The sequence below is a fragment of the Streptomyces roseus genome (assembly GCF_001044425.1).
Taxonomy (GTDB): domain Bacteria; phylum Actinomycetota; class Actinomycetes; order Streptomycetales; family Streptomycetaceae; genus Streptomyces; species Streptomyces roseus.
Genome location: NZ_LFML01000079.1, coordinates 14,990 through 35,126 on the forward strand (window position 1 = coordinate 14,990; position 20,137 = coordinate 35,126).

A 20,137-nucleotide genomic window follows, 5' to 3' on the forward strand; every position below is an offset into this window, starting at 1 on the left:
ACGGCGCGTTCGACGCCGCGGTGACGCGAGAGTGAAGTGCTGCCGCCCGGGGGTAGGGGGAGCGATGGTCAATCAACTCGGCCCCGGGCGGCGCGATAGCCAGTCAACAGCGCAACAGGCCTTGGGGACAGGAAGGGTGGCGGGCGCCGTAGGCGTGTGCGACCGGAAGACTTTACGGTCCCAATACCTGGCCGGCTCGCCTATCGGTGACTTGCTCACTACGTTCAGTGCCATGACGGAGAACGTCGCCTTACGCGCGCGGATGGCCGAGCGGGGACTCACCCAGGATGAACTGGCAGCTCAGATGAATGCCGCTCTGTTGGAGATCACCGGCCGGCTGGGAGATGTCTCGGCGCGCACTGTGAGAAACCTGGTCAGCGGCGCCACCAAGCGGCCGATCGGCCGTACCAGGGTCGCTCTTGAGCTGGTGTTCGGATGCCCGATAAGCGATTTAGGGTTCGCCTCGCCTGCTGCTACTGCACCACCGGAGGAATCTGTGCTCCGCCGCTCCTTCTGCACCGCCACCACCGGCGTGATCATCGGCGCCGTCTCAAACGTCTCGGGCCGCCGGTCGGTGGGCACCTCGGACGTACTCCGGCTCAGGGAGGGGATGGCCACCCTCACTGCCCTCGACCAGACCCGGGGTGGACATGCCGCGCTGGAGAGAGCCGCGCTCGCCGGCGCAGCCGAAGCCGTTACGTTGCAGGAAAACGCCGCTTCACAGACCGTACGGCAGCGTCTTTTGTCGGTGGCCGCCCACTACACGGCAACGGCGGCGTGGTCCTGCATCGACGCCCGGCAACTGGACCGGGCGCGCCTCCACCTGAGCGAGGCACTGCGCATGGCGGGCATGGCACAGGACTCCACGGCGCAGCTACGCATCTGGAATTCCACCGCGATGCTCGCGCACCAGCGCCACGAGTACAGCGAGGCCATCGCTGCCTCTCAAGCCGCGCAGGCCAGCACCGCCGCCCGCCGCAACCCTCTGCTCTCCTCTCTCGCGCATGCCCGGACTGCGATCGGGCACGCCTCACGCGGGGACCGACAGCCCGCGCTGCGGTCCCTCGGGTATGCGGAGACTGCCCTGGCGAAGGCAGACTCGACCACTCCGAGTCCGGCATGGTTCAGCTTCTACGGGCCAGCTGAACTCTCGGCGCTCACCGCGATCGTCCGTGAGCTCCTTGGCGAGCCCGCGCACGCAGAAGCGGCATCGCACCAGGCACTCGCCTCCCTGCCCGTGAGGCTGCGGCGCAACCGGTCCATGACCACGGTCCGGCTCGCTGCCGCGCAACTCCGCCAAGGCGAAGTCGAGCAGGCATGCGCGACAACCGGCGCCGCCTTCGAGCTAATGGTCGGAGACCCGCTGCCCGGGCGCCTGCGCACAATGCTCGGCGACTTTCACCGCACCCTGTTCACCGTCGCCCCCTCCGCCCAGGCGGCCCGGGAGTGGGCAGACCAACACCGCACCCAATGGAGCGCCTCGTGACCACCGAGATAAAGCACTACGGCCAAACCGACCTCGGCGACATCCGCCAGACCCTCCTCGACGTGCACGAAGACGCGTATGCGGACCGCCGGCACGAGGAGTTCGTGCAACGCTTTCCCTGGTTCGTTGACCACTGGGGCGGCAAGCCCGGCTTCTCCTGCGTCATCGCCTGGGAGGAAAACGTGCCGGTCGGCTTCTCGTACGGCGCACCAGCCAATCCCGGGCAGGAATGGTGGCAAGAACACCTCGAAACCACGCCGCAGGATGCATCCACGTTCTCCGTCTCCGAGCTGATGGTGCGCCCGAAGTGGCGGAAGACCGGGCTGGGTCCCCGCCTACACGACGCGCTTCTCGGCGGCCGCACGGAGGCGTGGGCGGTTCTGACTGTGGATACCAAACGGCCCCGCCTTCAGACGATGTACGAGGGCTGGGGGTACCGGAAGGTCGGGGAGAACCAGCCTTTCGCAGATTCCCCGGTGTACGCGGTGATGATGAAGGCAGCCTCGTAGGTCCATCCCCGCGACCGGTGAGGACGATGGTGAACTCCTTCCGCTCCAGGTGCAAGGAGTTGGTGAGTTTCCCGCTTTCAGGACTGTGACCTGCGGTGGGGAGGTTCCGCCGCGGTGGTGGCGAGTCACCGGTGACCTCACCGCTCAAAGCGTTGCCGTCCTGTGACGGCGCAGGGCTGGTAGCGGTGAGCCGGGCGGTGAGGACGTCGCCGTTTCGTGGAGTGCAAGCACAACCAGCACCCCACGGAAGGCACCCCGATGCCCCCTGTCCCCCGCCGCCTCGTTCAGTCGGCCCACCGCCTGGCGGCTGCGCAGCCGCTGCGCCGCTCGCGTCCTGAGACCGTCCCGGTCCGCCTCGCCATCTCGCGCGGCCCGCGGCTGGCTCGGATCGGAGTGTGGGCGGCGATGGCTGCTGGCCCTCTGGCCTTGGCCACCGTCCTCGTTGTTCCCCGCAGCACCGCCGCCCAGGCCGTACCTGTCCCCCAGGCTGCCGGGGCGCCGCGCCTGGTGGCCGATGCGGCTGGTACGGCAGCGGTGTTCGTGGACCTGTGGCTGCGCGCTGACGCCGCCGCACCCGACAGCCCCGTGGCCGCGGCGGTGCGTGCCATGGCTCCGGCCGCGGACCTGCCCAGGCGGGCCCGCACTGAGTCGGCAGCACCCGGTTCCGATTCGCTGCGTGTCGTGCCGGTGCGGACCACGTCTACGCCGGACGGGTGGACGGTCGTGGTGGCAGTCCTCACCGACACCGCCCGTACCCCCTCACCGTCCACCGGCCAGGCGCCCGAGCGCACGTCGGGCACCGTCGCGGTGGCTCGGTACTTCGCGGTGTCGGGGACCGGCGGGCAGAACGGTGGCCCGGTCACCGTCACCGGATCCCCGGCTGAAGTCGCGGCGCCTGGCACGGCTCCGGCTCCCGCTTCTCCCTACACGCGTCCCGTCCCCGCCGGCGACACGCTGGGCACGACGGTTGGCGAGTTTCTGCGGGCCTACCTCGCCGGTGGACAGGCCACCGCCCTGGAGCGTTACCTCTCCCCGGGTGTGCGGCTGTCAGCCCCGGCTGCTGCGGCGTATGCGCGGGTGGACGTCGAGGAGGTCGCCGCCGACACCGATCGGGCGGCCGCCAACGCTGTCCCCGGGGACGGTGTCCGCGCGCGCGTGCGAGTCCGGGTGTCCGGTGAGGACCGGGCGGGCAGCCGGTGGCCTCTGGTCTACCAACTCGAGATGACCACGCGGGCCGGACGCTGGGAAGTCAGCGCGCTGGACGCCGGCACCGCGTCGTCGGCTCCGACTCCGGCCGCCTCCGCCCAGGCAGGTGCGCAGTGAAGTCGCTGATGCTTGCCGGCAAGCTCGATGAGCTGGGTGACTCGCTCATCAAGACTGTGACCGACTGGGGCGGCGCCGGGTTGGTCGCCATTTTGATCGTGCTCGTGATCGTACAGATCGCCCGCCAGATGTCGATGAAGGCCGCCATCGGTGCGGTCATCGGGATGATCATCGTTCTCGGCATTTACAAGGCTCGCAACGACCTGTCGGACATGTTCACCGACGAGGTCCAGCACCCGGCCAACAGTTCCGGTGCCGTGGTCGTCGTCATCGACCAGCCCCGGCTCAGCGACAGGGTCGTGCTGTGAACGGACAGGGGGTCGTCCGCTCGTACACCGGTGCGCGGCGCCATCCGTGGGTGCTGGGCAAGCTGAGTGACTGGGTCATCCCGTTCGGCCCGTACACCCCGGCGCAGCTGGTCGTCCTCGGCGGCGGCGCACTGGGGCTGATCGAGACGTTCGCCTGGTGGTCGTGGGCAGGGCCGGTGCCGGTTGTGGTGTGGCTGGTGGCGGTGTGGGCGGTGCGTGGTGCTCAGATCGCGGGGCAGAACCCGTTCACCGCGCTGCTGGGCGCTGTGGTTGTGCTGATGCGGCATCCGGCGGGCCGGATCGGTGGCCGGGTGGCCCGGGACCGGCGTCTGTCCCAGTTCGGCGGCCGGTTCGTCATCGAGGCTGCGCCCGCCGCTGTGGCGGTGGGCGCGGTGGCGGGTGTGCGGGCGGCCGGCTCCGGCCTTGACCGGCTCCTCGCCGGTGCGCTTGGTGCGGGGAGGGCAGCAGCATGATGCGGACGCCCTTCCGGCACATCGCCGGACACCTTTTGTGGGCGCCGTCCGGTGGGGTATGGGCGGTGTGGCGGGTGGAGCCCCTCGCGGGCGGATACCTCCCGGCGCGGGTCCGCCAGGAGCTGCTGGGCCGGATCACCTCGCTGGTGCGGTCGATGCCCGGCATGGAACCGAGGCTGTTCGTGCTCGCTGCGCGGACCGATCCCGGTGAGGTCGCCGAGAGGATGGTGGAAGGCGTCGACTGGCAGCGGCTGCCCGCGTGGGCGGAGGTCTGCGCTGCTGGTATCGACCTGCTCAACGGGCAGGAGATGCATGAGCGGACCGTGTGGCTCGCCCTCCCGCTGCCGGGCAAGACAGGCGCCACCGCGGGTGCCTTGGGCGCGGTTTACGCGGAGGTGTCCGCCGCTCTCGGTCTGCCGCCCGTACCAGTGTCGCAGAGCGACGTGCGGGCCGCGCGCGAGGCGGCGGAGCGGCTGCAGACGTCGCTGGGCGGAGGCCTGGGGCTGCGTCTGGCATCGCCCGCGGAAATCGTGTGGATGGTGCAGCACGCAGTGCACCGCGGGCTGGAGGAGCCGCTGCTGTCCGATGCCGTGGCGAGCCAGCTGTACGGAAGCCGGATCCACGGCGGACAGCTCCTGTCTCCCTCGTACGCGGATCTGGGGCAGGTCCGTCTGGCCGAGGGCGGCCAAGAGCAGAGGCCCGAAGACCGCAAGCGGCACAGCGCGGGTTCGTGGTGGCGGTCGGCTGCGGCGATATCTCCCCTGGGCCGGCTGTGGCTTCAGGCCGAGTCGGAAGCCGGGACCGGCTACCAGGCCCACCTGGTCCTCGCCGAACTCCCGCCCGCGGTCGCCGCGGATGCCGCTGACGTCCTCGCTCAGCTGGAGGGCCTGCCCTTCCCCGTGGACGTGAGCGTGGATCTGCGGGTGGTGGCGGCGAAGAAGGCGCGGGCGCAGGTGCAGCGCAAGAAGCGGGAGCTGCTGGACCAGGCCGGGCAGTACGGGGCGCAGCCCACCGGGATGCCGCATTCGTTGCCGGAGGCGGCCGGGGATCTGGAGGAGCAGGACGCGCGGATGGCGCGTACGTCGGTGGAGGTGGAGGTGCAGTCGGTGACGGTGCTCACCGTGTGGGGCCCGGATGCGGCGACGTGCGACGGGCGGGCGCGGGAGCTGTCGGCGGCCCTCGCGTCGGGTGACTACCGGGCGGTGCGGCCGATCGGCATGCAGGAAGAACTCTTCGTCCTCGGCCTGCCGGGCGGGGTGCGGGCCCCGAAACTCGCGCAGTTCACGCAGCATCAGCTGTCAGAGGACTGGGCGGCGTGCGGGGCGCTGACACTCTCGCGGGTGGGTGACCCGGCCGGGATCCTGATCGGCCGTGACCTGGACTGCGGCACCCTGCGCCCGGTACTCCTCAACCCCGCCGATGCCCCCCTGGTCAACGCCTCCGCATCCAGCGCGGTGATCGGTGAGCTGGGCTCCGGGAAGAGCACGCTGGAGAAGCTCATCGCCGCCGCGGTCGTGGATCGCGGCGGGCAGGCCATCGTCATCGACCGCACCCCCCTTCGTGAATGGTCCCGTTTCGCCAAGACTTCAATGGGGGACCGCAGCCAAGTCATTGACGCCGCTCAGGCGCAGCTGTCGATCGACCCGCTGCGAGTATTCGGCGGCGCGGTCGGCGCCCACTACGCCCTGTCCTACCTGACCTTACAGCTGGGCGTCGGCGCGATGACCGCGGCTGGCGCCGTACTCCACCACGCCGTCGAGCAAGTAGCCGGCGGGCCCGAGCCATCCATGGGCAAGGTCCTCGGGGTCCTTTCCGCGCTCGCGTCGGCGGGCGGGAGCCGCGCGGACGCGGCGGCCACCATGGCCGACCTGCTGCACATCGTTGCCTCGAACCCGCTCGCTGCGATGGTGTTCGACTCGGCTCTGCCAGTGGTGAGCCTGGACGGTGACCTCGGTGCGGACATGGTCGTGGTCACCACCGCCGGTCTGACCCTCCCGTCGCGCGAGGCGTTCGCCGACGCCGAGGTGTTGCGCCAGCAGCCCCTGGAGGCCCTGATCGGGCGGGCCGTGCTCTACCTTCTGGCCGCCATCGCCCGGCAGGCCGCCTTCACCGACCCCACCCGCTTCTGCCTGGTCTCACTCGACGAGGTGTACTGGCTGACGTCGTCGGCCGAGGGGGCGGCGCTGGTCCACGAGATCCTGCACGACGGCCGCAAGCATGGCGCTGGTGTCTTCCTCGGTGCTCACGACGAGGAGGAACTCGGCAAGGATGCCGGCCTGGTGGCTTACCGCTTCCTCGCGCGGACCACCGACCGTACTCGGGCAGCCAAGGGGCTGCGGTTCCTCGGCTTGGACGGGGACGACGAGGATCTGCTGCGGCTGGTGACCACCGGCCTCTCCCCCGTCGGCCAGGCCGGCCGGGAAGGCGAGATGCTGCTGCGCGACCCCCGCATGCAGGTCGGCCGGATCCAGGTCATCACACCCGAGGTGCCCCGGCTGCGCGAACAACTGTTCACCACGCCCGGGCGCACGCCCGCCGCCGCCGCGTCCCACGGGGGGACCCCTTGATGAACACAAACCTGCGACTGCTGCTCGCCGCCGCCCTAGTCCTGCTGCTCCTCACCGGCATCGTCGCTGCCTGGGCCCACCCCCCGCAGTGGCAGTCGCCGAACACGGCGGTGCCTGCCGGTGCTGCGGGCAGCGAGCCCTGTGACCTGGTGATCGGCCCTGCCCGTGACTGGTGCACCCGCGGCCCCGCAACGGCCGCCACGGTGACCGGAACGGCTTCGGCCGCCACCGCCATCCCCGCCGCATCCGACGGCCACAACGGGCTGATGGTGTGTGCCACCCTCGCCATTCCTGCGGCCATCGCCCTGGCCCTGACCGTCGAGCGGCGGGCCCGATGAGAGGTATCCGCATCGACCGCGGCACGCTGCGCGCAGCCGGCTTCCTCGCACTGCTCACCGTCGTGTTCCTCGTGACCAACACCGCGGTGGCATGGGCCGCAGACGGCAACGCGAACGCCGGTGGGAGCGGGCTGCTAGCCCCGTTCAACGTGGTGACGGCCGAGGGCGGGCGGCTGGACGCCTATCAGCTGCAGGCTAACGGAGGCAGCTCATTCAACGTGGTCGGGCAGCTACAGGCCCTGGTGATGTCCGGGCTGTTCGCGCTAGCGCGGCTGCTGGTGGGTATGTGCTGCTGGCTGATCGGGTTCGTCTTCCGCTTCCCGCTGCTGGCCCTGCTGACCGGCCCCGCGCAGCACCTCGCCGACGCCTACCAGATGCACGTGGTGGACGCGCTCAGCCTCAAAGGGCTGACGCTGGCGTGGGGGTTCGTCTTTGGACTCGTCCTCGTCATGCGGGGCAAGGCCGCGACGGGGTTCGGGCAGATCGCCGCCACCCTGGTGATCGGAGCGCTGGCCGCGAGCCTGTTCATCCGCCCTGACTATTTGCTGGGCCGTGACGGACCGCTCGACGTCACCCATCAGGCCGCGATCGAGGTCGCCTCCATCACCACCAGCAGCTACTTCGGCACCCAGACGTCCTCAGACCCCTGCGACATGATCGCCGGCCCTACTCACGGCGCCTGCGAGAACTCTGCCGTGCAGGCGGCGGCCATGACCCGGCCCATCCAGAACTCGCTGACCGACGCGCTGGTCGTCAAGCCCTACATGCTCCTGCAGTACGGGCAGATCCTGGACCCGCACAAGGACAAGGACGCCTACGAGGCCCATCGGGACTGGATCAAGAAGAGCAGTGATCCCTCCAGGAAGGCCGACGCGGGCAAGAAGTGCGACAACCTGCCGGGCCCGGCCAAGGAGTACTGCCACGGCAAGGAGGACCAGCGCATCGCGTCCGCGGGCCTCGGGGAACTCATGGCTGGCCTGGAGAAGGCCGGCCCCACCGGCAAGGCCGCCGCCACCTACGCCAAAGAACCCAGCTGGGACCGTGCTTTCGCTGCCCTCGCGCTGCTCGTGGCCTGCCTGGTCGTCGCGGCCATGGTCGTCTCGATGGCACTGGTCATGCTCGGCGCGCAGGGCGCGGACGCCGCCGCGGCCGGAGCGGGACCGGTGGTGTGGGTGCTGGCGATGCTGCCCGGCCCCACACGGACACTGCTGTGGCGGTGGACGGGCGTCCTGGTCACCTCGGCCCTGGTCACTTTCGCCACCGCCGTGGGCCTGCCCCTCTTCGGGATCGCGGCTGGCGTGCTGCTGTCGGACAGCGGACCGGACGTGATGGCCGAGCGGCTCCTGCTCCTCGACGCCCTCGCCATCGCCTTCCTCGTCATGCACAAGCGGATCGCGGGCAGCGCCACCTCACTGGGCCGGCGGGTGGCCCTGCGCATGCAGTACGCGCGGCTCACCGGCACCGGATACCGCAGTGCTGGCCTCGCGCTCGGGCTGGCGGGCGGACACGGCACGGCGCCGTTCTCACTCGGCCGGGCCGTCGCCGAGGCACGTGGCGCGGTCCGTACGGGATTTGCGCCCGTGGCCCTGGCGATGCGCGGCGCCCACGCCGCGCTCATCGGGCCCAAGCCGGGCACCCGCCACCCGGCAGCCAAGGCGCTGGAAGCCGCACGGACACAGGCCGGATCCGGCGGTGCCGGGCGTGCGGAGGGCGAAGTGCAGGTGGACAAGTGGACCGGTGAGGTCTTGCACGACCCGGCCACCGACCGGCCTCTGCTGTCGGCCCGGTTGCACTCCCGTGCCTCGCGGCTGCGGGGGTACCGCATCGCTCACCGCGTCGGCCGGGCCGCCTACGGGGCAACCCTGGGCCTGCCCCGCACCGTGCACACGGCGAAGGGGAAGACCAGCGAGTTCACCGAGGACGCGCGCACCCAGTTGCGGGTGAGCGCGAACCGGATCCGTGAGGACGCGGCCGGATGGCAGCCTGTCGTGGACGGCACCGTGAAGGCCGGGCGAGCCGTCGGCCAAGGCGCAGTCCACACCGGGCGGGCGGTCCGTGACACCGCGATCAGCGCCGCCGTCTACACCGCCCCCGCCACAACCGGACGCGCAGTCGGACCGCAGGCCAGCATCAGCCGCCCTGACCACCCCACAGGCACGACGCCCCCCGCTTCGGCCGCCGGACGGGCTGCGGTCCGCCGGCCCGTGCCCGCACCTGCGACCGGCAGCGGGCGCCCGGCCGCGAGCCGACCGGCCCAGAGCCCAAAGCGCGGCAACGGCGCCGCAACTCCCGCGGCCCCGGCCGCCGACCAGGCTGCCGCCAACGCGGCGCGGCTGCGCGCGGCGATGAACCGGCGCCGTCAAGGCGCGCGAGGCCATCAGGAAGGAGGGACCCCGTGAGGAAGACGCAGGCAGGCTGCCTGGTCCTGCTGTTGCTTGCCGTGACGGCGTGCTGTACTGCCCCGGTGCTGATGGTGGCTGCCGCCGGCCGGTCCGGCGGCCAGGGCCAGGTGGACGCCGCCGCGTCCGGAATCCCTGCGCGGATGCTGGCCGCCTACCTCACCGGCGCTTCGCAGGTCACCGCCTACGTGCCCGGCTGCCGTGGCATGCGCTGGCAGATCCTCGCCGGGATCGCCCGCGTCGAGTCCGACCACGCGGCCGGACGGCAGATCGCCCCGAACGGCGACATCACCCCGCCGATCACCGGGCCCCGCCTCGACGGCTCCGGCGCCGGCGGCAACACCACCGCGATCCCCGACACCGACGACGGCACATGGGACGGCGATACCGCCTACGAACGGGCGGTGGGCCCCTTCCAGTTCCTGCCGGAGACATTCCGCGCCTACGGCAAAGACGGCAACGGCGATGGAACGGTCAGCCCGCACAACGCGGACGATGCTGCGACGGCGGCCGCCGTCTACCTGTGCGGCAACGGCCACGACCTCACCGACCGCGACCAACTGCGCGCCGCCATCCAAACCTACAACCTGTCCTGGGCGTACGTGGACGACGTCGTCAGCGGCATCGACCGCTACGACGCCCTCGGCAACACCCCCAACGCCCCGACCGGCAACGCGGGTGTAGTCATCGAGACCGCACTGGCCCAGCAGGGCATCCCCTACTCCTGGGGCGGCGGCGGACCCGACGGGCCCAGCGCCGGAATCTGCTGCTCGCCGGGCGGGCAGGACGGCCGCACCGTCACCGGCTTCGACTGCTCGGGCCTGACCCAGTACGCCTACGCCAAAGCCGGCATCAACCTCCCGCGCACCGCAGCCGAGCAGGCCGGCGCCGGACAGCGCATCCCCGCCTCCGCCGGATTCGGGGCACTGCAACCCGGTGACCTGATCTTCTACGGCTACAGCCCCACCGCGGACTCCACCATCCACCACGTCGGGATCTACCTCGGCGACGGACAGATGATCAACGCCCCCCGCCCCGGCAAGCCGGTCGGCATTGACCCCGTCACCGCGATGCCCGACTACGCAGGCGGAACGAGGCTGCTGTGAACACCCCACCCAGCGCGGGCCGCCTGATCGCCGCCGCCGCCGTCCTGTCAACAACGGGCACCATGCTGCTGTATGCGGGAGTCCGCACCGGTTCACCCTGGCCCGCCACGGGCACGCCGGCCACGCGGGCGATAGCGACAGTCCAAGCCATAAGCCCACAGCCGGCCATGACGTCCCCGTCACCGCAGCCTTCAGTCACACCCGCACTCCCGGCCGCGCCAGCAGCCTCGCCGGGCAGCTCGCAGCCGGACGGGCCTGCACCCCGGACAAGCAGCACACCAGTGGAGCTTCCGCCTCCCGGATCCGGTCCAGAAGCCGACCCGCTCATCCAGCAGGCCCTGGACCGCGCCAGCCGCCCCGACCTCCCGCCCCGCGACGAACGGCTGCTGCTCGCCGCCGGACGGGCCGCATGGCTGACGGAGACCGCCGGATACACGCACGTGCGGATCCAGGCCGCCACCGCCCGCCGTGACACCGGCCTCGACGCAAACTGGCGCGAAGTGCGCGCGGTGGTGCGGCTGGTGTGGGCCGGAGCCGACCCGGCCGGAACCCTCCTCGACGGACGCCCCGCCACTCTCCTCTACACACAGAACGGAAACGGATCATGGAAGCGCACATGACGTCCGCCAGCAGCGTCCACGCAGCCGTCGCACTCTTCGAGGCCCTCACAGCAGCGACGCACTGGACTGCGGTCAATGCCTGGTGGCTGGCCCTGCTCGGGGCAGCCGCCTGGGCAGGCTGGGAGTACCTGCAGTGGCGACTGGCTGCAAAGGCGCTGTCGCAGCGGACCTGTCTGGAGCTGGTCCCCACGGCGGCGTTCGAGCCGGACAGCGAGCAGATCTGGCGCCAAGGGATGCAGCTGGTGCGGGCGGCCGGGTCGGGGCCGTGGTGGACACCGCGCCGGGCCCGCTCGGTACGGGTGCGGCTGCGCGCCGACGGCATCCGTGCCTTGGCCTACCGGATCGAGGCCCCCGCAAGCGCACATGCACTGCTGGCCCGGACCCCGTACGGGCCGCGGGTCGAGGTCGAGGAGGTCCCGCCGGTCGCGGACAAGCACCGACCCCACGTCGTGCGGGCGGTGTTGACGCTGCACGGCGAGCCGGGATCGCACCTGCGGGAAGTCCCTCTGGACCCCGACCCGCTGCAGCCGCTGCTGGACGCCGTGGGGGATCTGCGGGCCGAGTGCGGCGACCTCGCCGAGGTGTGCGTGGATCTCTCCCCCGCCCCGCGCTGGCACCTCGCCGTGCGCCGTGCGCAGGCCATGCGGCGGGACCGCGCGCGGGCCCGCCGTGAAGCGGAGCGCGATGCCCGGTGGCTGACCCGCGAGAGCGACGACTGCTTTCCGGCCGTCGTGGGCAGGCTGATGGATCCAGCGGAGTGGCAGGGCCGAACGCGGGGGCGGATGGTGATGTCGCCGCAGCCGCGCCGAACGGGCCGGGACAAGGTCCTGGGCAGGCTCGCCCACAGTGCCGGGCTGGTGCGGGTGCAGATCCTTGTGCGCTGCGCGTCCAACGAAGACGGGCGGGCGCAGGCCCGGCTGGCCCGGATCAGTGCCGCGATGGACGTCTTCGCCGGGCCGTCGCGGCTGACGTCGCTGGGCTGGTCGCTGGGACCACTGCGATTCGGCCCGGACCGACGGCCCTGGCGCCGGCGGTTCGACGAGCAGTGGACACGCACGGTCATGCGGCCCGCTCGCGGCGGATGGGCGCACATCGAGGAACTCGCCGGATTTCTCAAGCCGGTGACGGCCGCGGCGCGGGTGCCCCTGATGGAGTTCGACATGCCGACGTATGAGATGGGGGCGGATCTACTACCTCAAGGCTGGTACCGAGGGCCGGACGGACGGGAGCGGCTGCTGGCCACGCACGAGGACGACACCCTGTTCGAGGTCCAGTCGGGCAAGGCGGGATGGGGCAAGACCACCCGTGCCCAGGTCCACGCCGTCGCCAGCGCCTACAACGGGCGGGGGCTGGCGTTCGTGGACCCGCACGGCGACAGCTTCGCCGACGTCGCCCGCTACCTCGCCCACGAGGACACCATCGACCGCGTCGCCCTGTTCGATCTGACCGTCCGCAAGGACACCGACATGCTCGGCTGCTGGAACCTGCTGGACATGAGCCAGGACCGTCCACCGCACGAGGTGTGCGCGGCGGTCGTCGAGGCGTTCGCGGGAGCCCTGGGGTGGGGGGACGTCACAGCACCACGAGCGCTGACCATCCTGACGAAAGCCGTCGAAGCCCTGGTCGCCGTCAACGCCCGTGCTGTCGCGGCCGACAAGCCTGAGCAGCAGGCCACCGTCTTCCAGATCACGGCCCTCCTCACCAACACGCTGTTCCGGCAGGCCGTCGTCGCGGTCTTGGACGACGAGGCGCGCAGGTGGTGGACGGACAGCTTCCCCGACCTTCCCCGCGAAAGCCTGCTGACCGTCCTCAACCCCCTGGAACGCCTGGGAGCCTCCCCGGTCGTCCGCAGCTTCCTCGGGTGCCCGGTCAGTGGATACGACATCCGCCGCGCGATGGACGAAGGCCAGGTGCTGTGGCTCTGCCCGCCCGGCACCGGACCCACCGACCGGCTGCTGATCTCCCTGATCGTCCACGACTTCCTGCGCGCCGGCCTGTCCCGCCGCGATCTACCCGAGAAGGCACGGCGCCCGTTCCGTTTCTACCTAGACGAGCTGATCAGCCTGGACCACGGATCCTCCACGGTGCTGGCGGAGATCACCGAACAGCTCCGGAAGTTCGGTTGTCGGCTGCACGGCATGACCCAGCTTCTGGACCGGCTCAGCCCCGCCACCCGCGCCGCCCTCATGCAAAACGCATCCTGCCTGTCCAGCACAGCCGGATCGGCCGAGGCCATTGCCCAGATCACCGCCCAGTGGCCCGGCGGCGCCGTCACCCCCGCCGACATCGCCGCACTGCCTCGCTGGCAGCACTACGCCTCATTCACCGTGGAAGGCACGCGGATCGGCCCGCTCCCGGTTCGCGGGCCCGCGCTGGACGAGGTCGGCCACCGAGCCCGGCCCGGCCAGGTCAAAGCCCTCCACAAGGCCGCACACGCCCTCACCGGCGCCTTGCCTCTGGCCGAACGGACCACGATCGCCCTCGCCCAGGAACAGCAGGTCCTCGCCTTCCTCGCCCCCGCCACTGCCCACAGCAAGACAGGAAAGACGTACGCATGACCACCACCGTCGATGACGCCGCAGGCATGAAAAGCGTGGACTTCCAGCCCGCGAGCGGCGACAGCCAAGCCCACCAGGTACTCGCGCTCATCGCCCAGCACCGGCTGCTTACCACCACCCAGCTCCACCGGATGGTCGCTCCGCACCTGCCGCCCCGCAAGATCCACAAGGTGCTGGTGCCGCTGCGCGAGGACGGGCTGATCACCCACGCCACGCTCCCCGGCCGCCTGCAAGCCCACTTCCTTACCCCGCCCGGGCACCAGACGGTCGCCGAGTGGCCCGAGCTCCGCGGACGCAACCCCACCCCGATCCACTCCTCGAACGCTGCCCTGCTACGCGCCGGCCACATCCTGACCGGAGCCCGCGCCCACATCGCCTTCCTCACCGACGCCCGCACCCGAGGCGACGAATACCAGCCCCTGGACTGGGTCCCCGAGATCACCCACCGCCTCCCCGACACCGCAGGCGAGGACCGGCTCATCGCAGACGCCGTCTTCCACTACACCGCAACCCGCCCCCGCCGGCTGCAGTACCGGGCGTTCGTGGAAATCGACCGCACCACGATGAGCAGCGAGCGCCTGGCCCGCAAACTCATCACCTACGCCCGCTTCCACGATTACACCCCCCAACCCGCCACCCGCCGCGGCACCGTGGGAGACCAAGCCGCCATGCTCGCGTGGCAGCGCGTGTATCCCCGCTTCCCCCGGATCCTGTTCATCCTCACCGGCGCCCCCCGCACCACCCTGACCAGCCGAATCGCCGACCTCCGCAGCATGACCGCCGATCACGAACTCGTCGCCCGCATGGGCACCCGCGTCCCCCTCGGCGCTGCCGTCCTCGAAGACCTCGAAACTTCTGGCCCCCAGGCCCCGGTATGGACACCCCTCACCGGCGGCGGCGAGCCGCGCGGCTGGACCGAACTGTGACCCACTACCAGCCGCTGGCCGGCCTCGCCTTGGCCGACCTCGCCGACCACCAGGACCAAGCCGACGACGACCTACTGCACCAGGTCCACGACCCGGAGACCCAGACCGAGACCGGACTGATCAGCGACATCACCGCCTAGCGGTTCACCTGGGAACGGACCGGACAAGAACCCTCCGCGCCTCCGGCGCACACCCCGGGGACGAGACCGCGGCAGCGCGCCGCGACACCGGCCAGGACAGCAGGACCCCGCCTCCCGCACGCGACGGCACGGACGAGCTGCCGTTCTGATCTCCCGCGGTGCCGACGGGCGGGTACAGCCGGGGCCGGTGAACTCCTCACCGGCCCCGACCGTGACCACGAAGACCGGATCCGGTGAGAAGAGCGGTGAGCACCAGCCGGAAGCATTGCCACTAGCAAAGAACCAGCCAGAAAGAAGAGTTCCGGCCACGGTCGGCCATTAACCGGTCAACAGCGCTTCCTTACCGGCCTTCGGAGCGATTCCTTCACCTCACAACGCTGTCGTCATATGTCGAAACGGCATTCCCGGGCAAAAGTAGCGTTCGCTCAAATGCACCCAAGAACCCCATAGGACCTGGGGCGTTGACATCGTAGGGTGCCCTGTACCAACGCGAACCGCAACGCCCACATGCGTTGCACCAGCGATTTCACGGCCCTGGAGAACGACACCACCCACCCATCCGACGAGCCGGGGGTAGCTCAGTGACAACGACACGACACCACCACACCCGAACCACCCGGCTGCGCGCAGCCGCCGCCGCCACCGCGGCAGTCGCCACCCTCACCGCCGGCTGCACCACCGACGCCAAGAACGACAAGGCCGCACCCGCGAGCTCGAACCCGAGCACCTCCCCCACCGCTTTGACCGACCCCCAGGCCGCCGACAAGGCCAGGCTCCTCGCGACCTACGACGGCTTTTGGGCCGAGTCGGTCAAGGCATACGAAGCTGGCAGTGAAAACGGCACAAAGCTGGTGAACTACGCCGCTGGCGACGCCCTGAACCAGACGCTCACTGACATTGCGAACATGCAGCGGGCTGGAACCGCGATGAAGGGCGCACCTGGTCACCGGGCAGAGGTCTCCGCGTTGAGCATGTCCGGCGATCGTCCGTCAGCCACGATCTCCGACTGTTTCGACCTCTCCACTTGGAAGATCATCGACCGAGCAAGCGGGCAGGTGAAACCCTTCCCCACGGAACAGCCCATGCACTACATCACCGAGTTCAACGCGGAGATTCAGGGCGGGCAGTGGATGCTCACGAAGTTCACCCGACATGGGGACCGCACGTGCTGAGACCGAAAGGACTCCCTGCCTGCATCGCCTCAGTGGCACTGGCAGCAATCTCCCTTACTACCCCTGCTCACGCCGACAATGGCGTGTGCGAAGGAGCCACGGGCTGGGTCAGCGTGTGCGCTGGCAAGCCGGGCCATGACGACAACTACGGAACCGGCAGCCAGGGCAAGGGCGCCACCGGAGGAAAGCCTGCAGATGGGCCCCCGCCCAAATTCGTATGCACGCATACTCCGCTGGACCCACAGCCTCCCGCCGGCAGCGCGGCGTGGGAGGGGCACAAGCCAGGAGACGGCGCGGTCTACCGCAAGCAGTGCGTGTCCACTGAGTCGGTCGATGGATACATCATCAACAGCACAGCATGGCTGGCCCAGCCGCCAGCCGAGGCAGTTGACCCCGCCGTCCTCGCTCAGCGGGCGGTGGACAGCATGCTCCTCGCCGGCCCGGCGATCGCGAGTCCACGGCCGGACGGACGGTACACCGTCGGGGTCCCGATGTGGTTGTGGGTGAGCCAGAGCCCCACCACGTGGGGGCCCAATACGGCGTCGGCATCGGCGGGCGGGATCAGGGTAGCGGCGACGGCGAAGGTTTCATCCGTCGTCTGGGCCATGGGTGACGGATCCAGCGTGACCTGCAAGGGCCCCGGCACCCCGTACACGGCGGGCCGCGGGATGTCGCCGTCGCCGGACTGCGGGCATCTGTACCGGGCGACGTCGGCCGGGCAGCCGGGCGGTGTCTACAAGGGCACGGCGACGTCCACGTGGAGCGTGGCCTGGGCTGTGACCGGTGGCGGCCGCACGGGCCGGCTCACCGAGGTCCGCCAGTCGCCGTTCACCGTGTCGGTGGGCGAGGTGCAGGTCGTCGGCCAGTAACGGCCCGGCTTCTCCCCTCATTGATTCTCTCCTCTCTGTTCTTCTCTTCTGGAGGCACAGCACGTGAGCACGTCCACCCAGCCTTCGGTACCCCGCGCAGCACTGCCCGGGCCCGCCGGTGCGCCGACCGGTCCGGCCGCCGCTCCCCGCGTGGTGCGCCAGCGGCGGCGCCGCCCCGGTCTGATCGCCCTGTCCATCGCGCTGATCGCGGCCGGGGGGCTGTCGGGGGCACTGTTATTCACGGCGTCGGGGCAGCGGTCCAGTGTGCTGGTGGTGACCCGTGACGTACCGGTGGGCACTGCGATCAGCGAGGCCGATCTCGCTCCGGCCTCGCTCGCCTTGGACCCTGCAGTCAAGGCAGTCCCCGCGGCAAAGAAGGCCGGCATGGTCGGGCAGCGGGCGGCCGTGGCCCTGAAGTCAGGTTCGCTGCTCTCCCCCGGCCAGTTCACCTCTGCCTCCCTGGTCAAAGCCGGTGAGCAGCTGGTCGGTGTCGCACTGAAGCCGTCGCAGCTTCCGGCATCGCGGCTGTCGCCCGGGCAGAAGGTCCTGATCGTCTCGACGCCTGACCCGGCTCAGGCCGGTGCGGCAGCTGGGGCTGGCAAGCCAGCCGATATGACGGCGCCGCAGACGCTGGCGGCGACGGTGGTGGCGGTGGGTGTGGCTGCGCCGGCGACGGGGGTTGTGGTGGTCGACGTTGCGGTGCCCGCGGCCAGCGGGCCGACGCTGGCCGCGCGGGTCGCGACCGGGGCAGTCGCGCTGATCGTGGCCGCGCAGGACGGAGCCAGCTGATGACGGTCATCGCTTTGGCGGGCGGGCTGGGTGCGCCGGGGGTGACCACGGCGGCGATGGCACTGCTCATGACATGGCCGATGCCGCCCGAGCACCGGGTGGTGCTGGCCGAGGCCGACCCTGACGGCGGGGCGATCCTGCCCGGCGCGCTGCAGGGCACACTCGACAATTCCCACGGGCTGCGGAACCTCGCGGTGGCCTCGCGTCAGGGGCAGTTGGGTGAGGCGTTCTGGCGGCAGCTGGTGGATGTCACCGACGCCGGAAGCCGTGACCGGCTGGTCCTGCCGGGGCTGTACGACCCGGTGCACGCCTCAGCGATGGAACCGGTATGGCGGCCGCTCGCCAAGCTGTTCACGGGGATCGAAGCCCATGGGCATGACGTGATCGTGGACCTCGGGCGTCGTGGGGCGTTCGGCTCGTCAGCAGTGCTGGCGCAGAGCGCGGATGTAGTCCTGGTGGTGGCGCGCAGCACGCTGCGCTCGCTGCAGAGCGCTCAGGTGCGTGTGGAGGCGCTACGCGAGGTGCTCGGCGGGACCACCGAGCTGGGCATGCTGCTGGTGGATGAGGGCCCGTTCTCGAAAGAGGAGGTCCGCAAGCATTTGGGCATCTCGGTCACGGCTGTGCTGCCATGGCGGCCCAAGGAGGCCGCGGTGCTCTCGGACGGGGCCGAGCAGCCCCGACGGTTCGAGTCCGGGGAGCTGATGCGCTCGGCCCGGACGGCCGCCGTGCGGATTCAGGAGCTTGTGGCTGTGCGCCGTACGCGCCTGGTCCCGCCTGCCGGGCCGAGCGGCGGACGGGTGGTGACCGGTGCGCGCTAACCCTCTGCACAACAACCCCCAGTTGCCCTCCGGCTCGCTCCAGGCCAGGCTGGCCAGCTCCCGCACCATTACCGCTGATCCTGTGCCAAGCGGGCACCTTGGCGCCCTGCCGGTGAATCCGTGGGTGCCGCTGCCCGCCACTTCCACGCCCGGCGCTCCCCCGCCGGCCCAGGATCAGGCGGCGGTCCTCGACTACGGGGCGGTCCGTCTGATCAAGAAGGAGGTCGGGGAGCGGCTGACCGAGCTGCTGCGGGCCCGGCCGGGCATGAGTACCGCAGCGCAGGAGCAGCAAGGCCGGCACCTGATCAATACGCAGGTGGCGGTGTGGTCCGATGCCGAAGCCGTCAAACGCGGCGTCGCAACGTCTGCGGCAGAAGACGCGGCCATTGCGCAGGCCGTCTTCGACCTGCAGTTCCGGGCCGGACGCCTGCAGCAGCACCTGGACAACACCCTGGTGGAGAACATTTTCATCAACGGGTTCGCTCATGTGTGGCTGGACTTCACCGACGGGCGGCGTGTGCGGGTGGCGCCGGTCGCGGACTCCGACCAGGAGCTGCGCGAGCTGCTGCGTGATCTGGCTAGGCGCACCACCGGCCAGGCAGAGCGCAGTCTCTCGACCGCGGATCCTTTCCTGGCGCTGCGCTTGGCGGACGGGTCGCGTCTGCAGGCGGTCATCGACGTCACGCCGGGCACGTATGTGACGATCCGCCGGCACAGCATGCGCCATGCGGACCTGCCCGAACTGGTCGATCGCGGCATGCTTGACACCACCCTTGAGCAGTTCCTGCGGGCGTGTGTGCGTGCGGAGAAGAACGTGATGATCGTGGGCGGTCAGGCGGCGGGCAAAACGACCCTGTTGCGGGCTCTTCTTAAGGAGATCGATCCGGACGAGCGGTTCGCGACGCTGGAGACGGAGTACGAGCTTTTCGCCCACGAGAACAACTTCCACCGGCAGGTGGTGCCGATGGAGGCACGCGAGTCCAACGGCGAGGTCGTCGCCGGGGTCGCGGCCGGTGAGATCACGCTCATGGACCTGATGTACCGGGCGCTGCGCATGACGCTCACGCGGATTGTGGTTGGTGAGGTCCGCGGGCCGGAGATCGTGGCCATGCTTCAGGCGATGACCAACGGTGCGGGCGGCAATCTGTGCACCCTGCACGCCATCCATCCCTCCGTGGTCTTCGACCGGATCGCCGAGCTCTACCTCCTCGCTCAGGCCAACATGACTGAATCGTTGGCCTACCGGCAGGCAGCCAACGGGCTCCATTTCATCGTGTTCGTCTCCTCCGTGGACGAGACGAAGATCGGCGGCCACCGCCACCGGTTCGTCTCCCACGTCCTGGAAGTCACGGGCATCGGCGAGGGCGGACGCCCCGAGACGAACACGATCTTCGGGCCGCGCCCGGAATGGGGCGAGCACCGGGCCGTTCCGCTGATGCACCCTAGGTGCATTCCCGATCTGCGCCGCGCCGGCTTCGACGCCGCCCTGCTGAACGACCCTTCCGGGGCGTGGCGTGCGCCGCTGCCGCTGCTGGTGACCGAGGAGGCGGGGCTGTGACCGTGCTGCTGTGGGTGCTGGCCGGCCTCGCCGTCGCGGGCGGTCTGGTCGCACTGGTCGCCGGGATCGCCGGGACAACCGCGCCGAAGGGGCCCGGTCTGGCGGCCCGGCTGCGAGCGGGGCGGCATCTGGCGACCCGGGACGAGCAGATGGCCCGCCGTACCCGCCTCATCGGCGG

General features: G+C 70.6%; 19 protein-coding genes and 1 pseudogene. 19 read left to right on the forward strand and 1 reads right to left on the reverse strand.

Going from position 1 to position 20,137, the window contains the following annotated elements; genetic code table 11:
• Positions 1–232: 232 nt before the first annotated feature.
• The 14 genes from ACS04_RS20200 (at position 233) to ACS04_RS35350 (ending at position 15,925) form a co-directional block, all read left to right on the forward strand.
• On the forward strand, positions 233–1,486 hold the full coding sequence (locus tag ACS04_RS20200) for a helix-turn-helix domain-containing protein (RefSeq protein ID WP_048478131.1): 1,254 nt from the start codon (positions 233–235) through the stop codon (positions 1,484–1,486).
• Complete coding sequence (locus tag ACS04_RS20205) at positions 1,483–1,995, forward strand: GNAT family N-acetyltransferase (RefSeq protein ID WP_398025390.1); 513 nt, start codon at positions 1,483–1,485, stop codon at positions 1,993–1,995. The genes ACS04_RS20200 and ACS04_RS20205 overlap by 4 nt, the downstream gene beginning before the upstream one ends.
• Before the next feature lie 426 nt (positions 1,996–2,421).
• Complete coding sequence (locus ACS04_RS20210; protein WP_158977358.1) at positions 2,422–3,318, forward strand: conjugal transfer protein; 897 nt, start codon at positions 2,422–2,424, stop codon at positions 3,316–3,318.
• A complete protein-coding gene (locus ACS04_RS20215) occupies positions 3,315–3,626 on the forward strand; it encodes a hypothetical protein (RefSeq protein WP_245236464.1) in 312 nt (103 codons plus the stop codon). Before ACS04_RS20210 ends, ACS04_RS20215 begins: the two co-directional genes overlap by 4 nt.
• 50 nt (positions 3,627–3,676) lie before the next feature.
• Positions 3,677–4,099: a hypothetical protein gene (locus ACS04_RS20220; protein WP_245236465.1), complete on the forward strand. Its 423-nt coding sequence runs from the start codon at positions 3,677–3,679 to the stop codon at positions 4,097–4,099.
• Positions 4,099–6,666 carry an ATP-binding protein gene (locus ACS04_RS20225; RefSeq protein ID WP_048478135.1) on the forward strand — a complete coding sequence of 856 codons (2,568 nt, stop codon included), beginning with the start codon at positions 4,099–4,101 and terminating at the stop codon, positions 6,664–6,666. The genes ACS04_RS20220 and ACS04_RS20225 overlap by 1 nt, the downstream gene beginning before the upstream one ends.
• Positions 6,666–7,004: a hypothetical protein gene (locus ACS04_RS20230; RefSeq protein WP_048478072.1), complete on the forward strand. Its 339-nt coding sequence runs from the start codon at positions 6,666–6,668 to the stop codon at positions 7,002–7,004. Before ACS04_RS20225 ends, ACS04_RS20230 begins: the two co-directional genes overlap by 1 nt.
• Positions 7,001–9,403 (forward strand): hypothetical protein, encoded by a 2,403-nt coding sequence (locus ACS04_RS20235; protein ID WP_053080851.1) that lies wholly within the window; start codon positions 7,001–7,003, stop codon positions 9,401–9,403. Before ACS04_RS20230 ends, ACS04_RS20235 begins: the two co-directional genes overlap by 4 nt.
• Positions 9,400–10,509 carry a C40 family peptidase gene (locus ACS04_RS20240; protein ID WP_048478073.1) on the forward strand — a complete coding sequence of 370 codons (1,110 nt, stop codon included), beginning with the start codon at positions 9,400–9,402 and terminating at the stop codon, positions 10,507–10,509. Before ACS04_RS20235 ends, ACS04_RS20240 begins: the two co-directional genes overlap by 4 nt.
• Before the next feature lie 281 nt (positions 10,510–10,790).
• Entirely contained in the window at positions 10,791–11,129 is a 339-nt protein-coding gene (locus tag ACS04_RS20245; RefSeq protein ID WP_048478074.1) for a hypothetical protein, read from the forward strand.
• Positions 11,126–13,687, forward strand: a complete 2,562-nt coding sequence (locus ACS04_RS20250; RefSeq protein ID WP_107438648.1) for a P-loop NTPase family protein — start codon at positions 11,126–11,128, stop codon at positions 13,685–13,687. Before ACS04_RS20245 ends, ACS04_RS20250 begins: the two co-directional genes overlap by 4 nt.
• Entirely contained in the window at positions 13,684–14,613 is a 930-nt protein-coding gene (locus ACS04_RS20255; RefSeq protein ID WP_048478076.1) for a replication-relaxation family protein, read from the forward strand. Before ACS04_RS20250 ends, ACS04_RS20255 begins: the two co-directional genes overlap by 4 nt.
• Entirely contained in the window at positions 14,610–14,753 is a 144-nt protein-coding gene (locus ACS04_RS38235; RefSeq protein ID WP_158977361.1) for a hypothetical protein, read from the forward strand. The genes ACS04_RS20255 and ACS04_RS38235 overlap by 4 nt, the downstream gene beginning before the upstream one ends.
• A gap of 581 nt (positions 14,754–15,334) precedes the next feature.
• A complete protein-coding gene (locus ACS04_RS35350) occupies positions 15,335–15,925 on the forward strand; it encodes a hypothetical protein (protein WP_053080852.1) in 591 nt (196 codons plus the stop codon).
• Between the two features lie 406 nt (positions 15,926–16,331).
• Here ACS04_RS35350 and ACS04_RS39435 read toward each other — a convergent pair whose 3' ends face one another.
• Positions 16,332–16,532 (reverse strand): hypothetical protein, encoded by a 201-nt coding sequence (locus tag ACS04_RS39435; protein WP_245236466.1) that lies wholly within the window; start codon positions 16,530–16,532, stop codon positions 16,332–16,334.
• Between ACS04_RS39435 and ACS04_RS39440 the strand changes: the two genes are divergently transcribed.
• The 5 genes and pseudogenes from ACS04_RS39440 to ACS04_RS20285 form a co-directional block, all read left to right on the forward strand.
• Positions 16,531–16,794 carry a hypothetical protein gene (locus ACS04_RS39440; protein WP_245236467.1) on the forward strand — a complete coding sequence of 88 codons (264 nt, stop codon included), beginning with the start codon at positions 16,531–16,533 and terminating at the stop codon, positions 16,792–16,794. The genes ACS04_RS39435 and ACS04_RS39440 overlap by 2 nt on opposite strands.
• A 63-nt stretch (positions 16,795–16,857) precedes the next feature.
• Positions 16,858–17,583 (forward strand): SAF domain-containing protein, encoded by a 726-nt coding sequence (locus ACS04_RS20270; protein WP_078865024.1) that lies wholly within the window; start codon positions 16,858–16,860, stop codon positions 17,581–17,583.
• Positions 17,583–18,401, forward strand: coding sequence for a CpaE/TadZ family protein (locus ACS04_RS20275; RefSeq protein ID WP_048478078.1), 819 nt, complete (start codon positions 17,583–17,585; stop codon positions 18,399–18,401). Before ACS04_RS20270 ends, ACS04_RS20275 begins: the two co-directional genes overlap by 1 nt.
• 130 nt (positions 18,402–18,531) lie before the next feature.
• Positions 18,532–19,959, forward strand: a complete 1,428-nt coding sequence (locus tag ACS04_RS20280) for a TadA family conjugal transfer-associated ATPase (RefSeq protein WP_245236472.1) — start codon at positions 18,532–18,534, stop codon at positions 19,957–19,959.
• Positions 19,956–20,137 (forward strand): annotated as a pseudogene (locus ACS04_RS20285) (type II secretion system F family protein); the annotation flags it as partial. The gene ACS04_RS20280 and the pseudogene ACS04_RS20285, both read left to right, overlap by 4 nt.

What these genes read in the sequence shown, in the direction of transcription:
- ACS04_RS20200 (WP_048478131.1), top strand. Translation starts at nt 233, where the DNA reads ATGACGGAGAACGTCGCCTTACGCGCGCGGATGGCCGAGCGGGGACTC.
- ACS04_RS20225 (WP_048478135.1), top strand. Translation starts at nt 4,099, where the DNA reads ATGCGGACGCCCTTCCGGCACATCGCCGGACACCTTTTGTGGGCGCCG.
- ACS04_RS20230 (WP_048478072.1), top strand. Translation starts at nt 6,666, where the DNA reads ATGAACACAAACCTGCGACTGCTGCTCGCCGCCGCCCTAGTCCTGCTG.
- ACS04_RS20235 (WP_053080851.1), top strand. Translation starts at nt 7,001, where the DNA reads ATGAGAGGTATCCGCATCGACCGCGGCACGCTGCGCGCAGCCGGCTTC.
- ACS04_RS20250 (WP_107438648.1), top strand. Translation starts at nt 11,126, where the DNA reads ATGACGTCCGCCAGCAGCGTCCACGCAGCCGTCGCACTCTTCGAGGCC.
- ACS04_RS20255 (WP_048478076.1), top strand. Translation starts at nt 13,684, where the DNA reads ATGACCACCACCGTCGATGACGCCGCAGGCATGAAAAGCGTGGACTTC.
- ACS04_RS39440 (WP_245236467.1), top strand. Translation starts at nt 16,531, where the DNA reads ATGGGTGACGGATCCAGCGTGACCTGCAAGGGCCCCGGCACCCCGTAC.
- ACS04_RS39435 (WP_245236466.1), bottom strand. Translation starts at nt 16,532, where the DNA reads ATGGCCCAGACGACGGATGAAACCTTCGCCGTCGCCGCTACCCTGATC.
- ACS04_RS20275 (WP_048478078.1), top strand. Translation starts at nt 17,583, where the DNA reads ATGACGGTCATCGCTTTGGCGGGCGGGCTGGGTGCGCCGGGGGTGACC.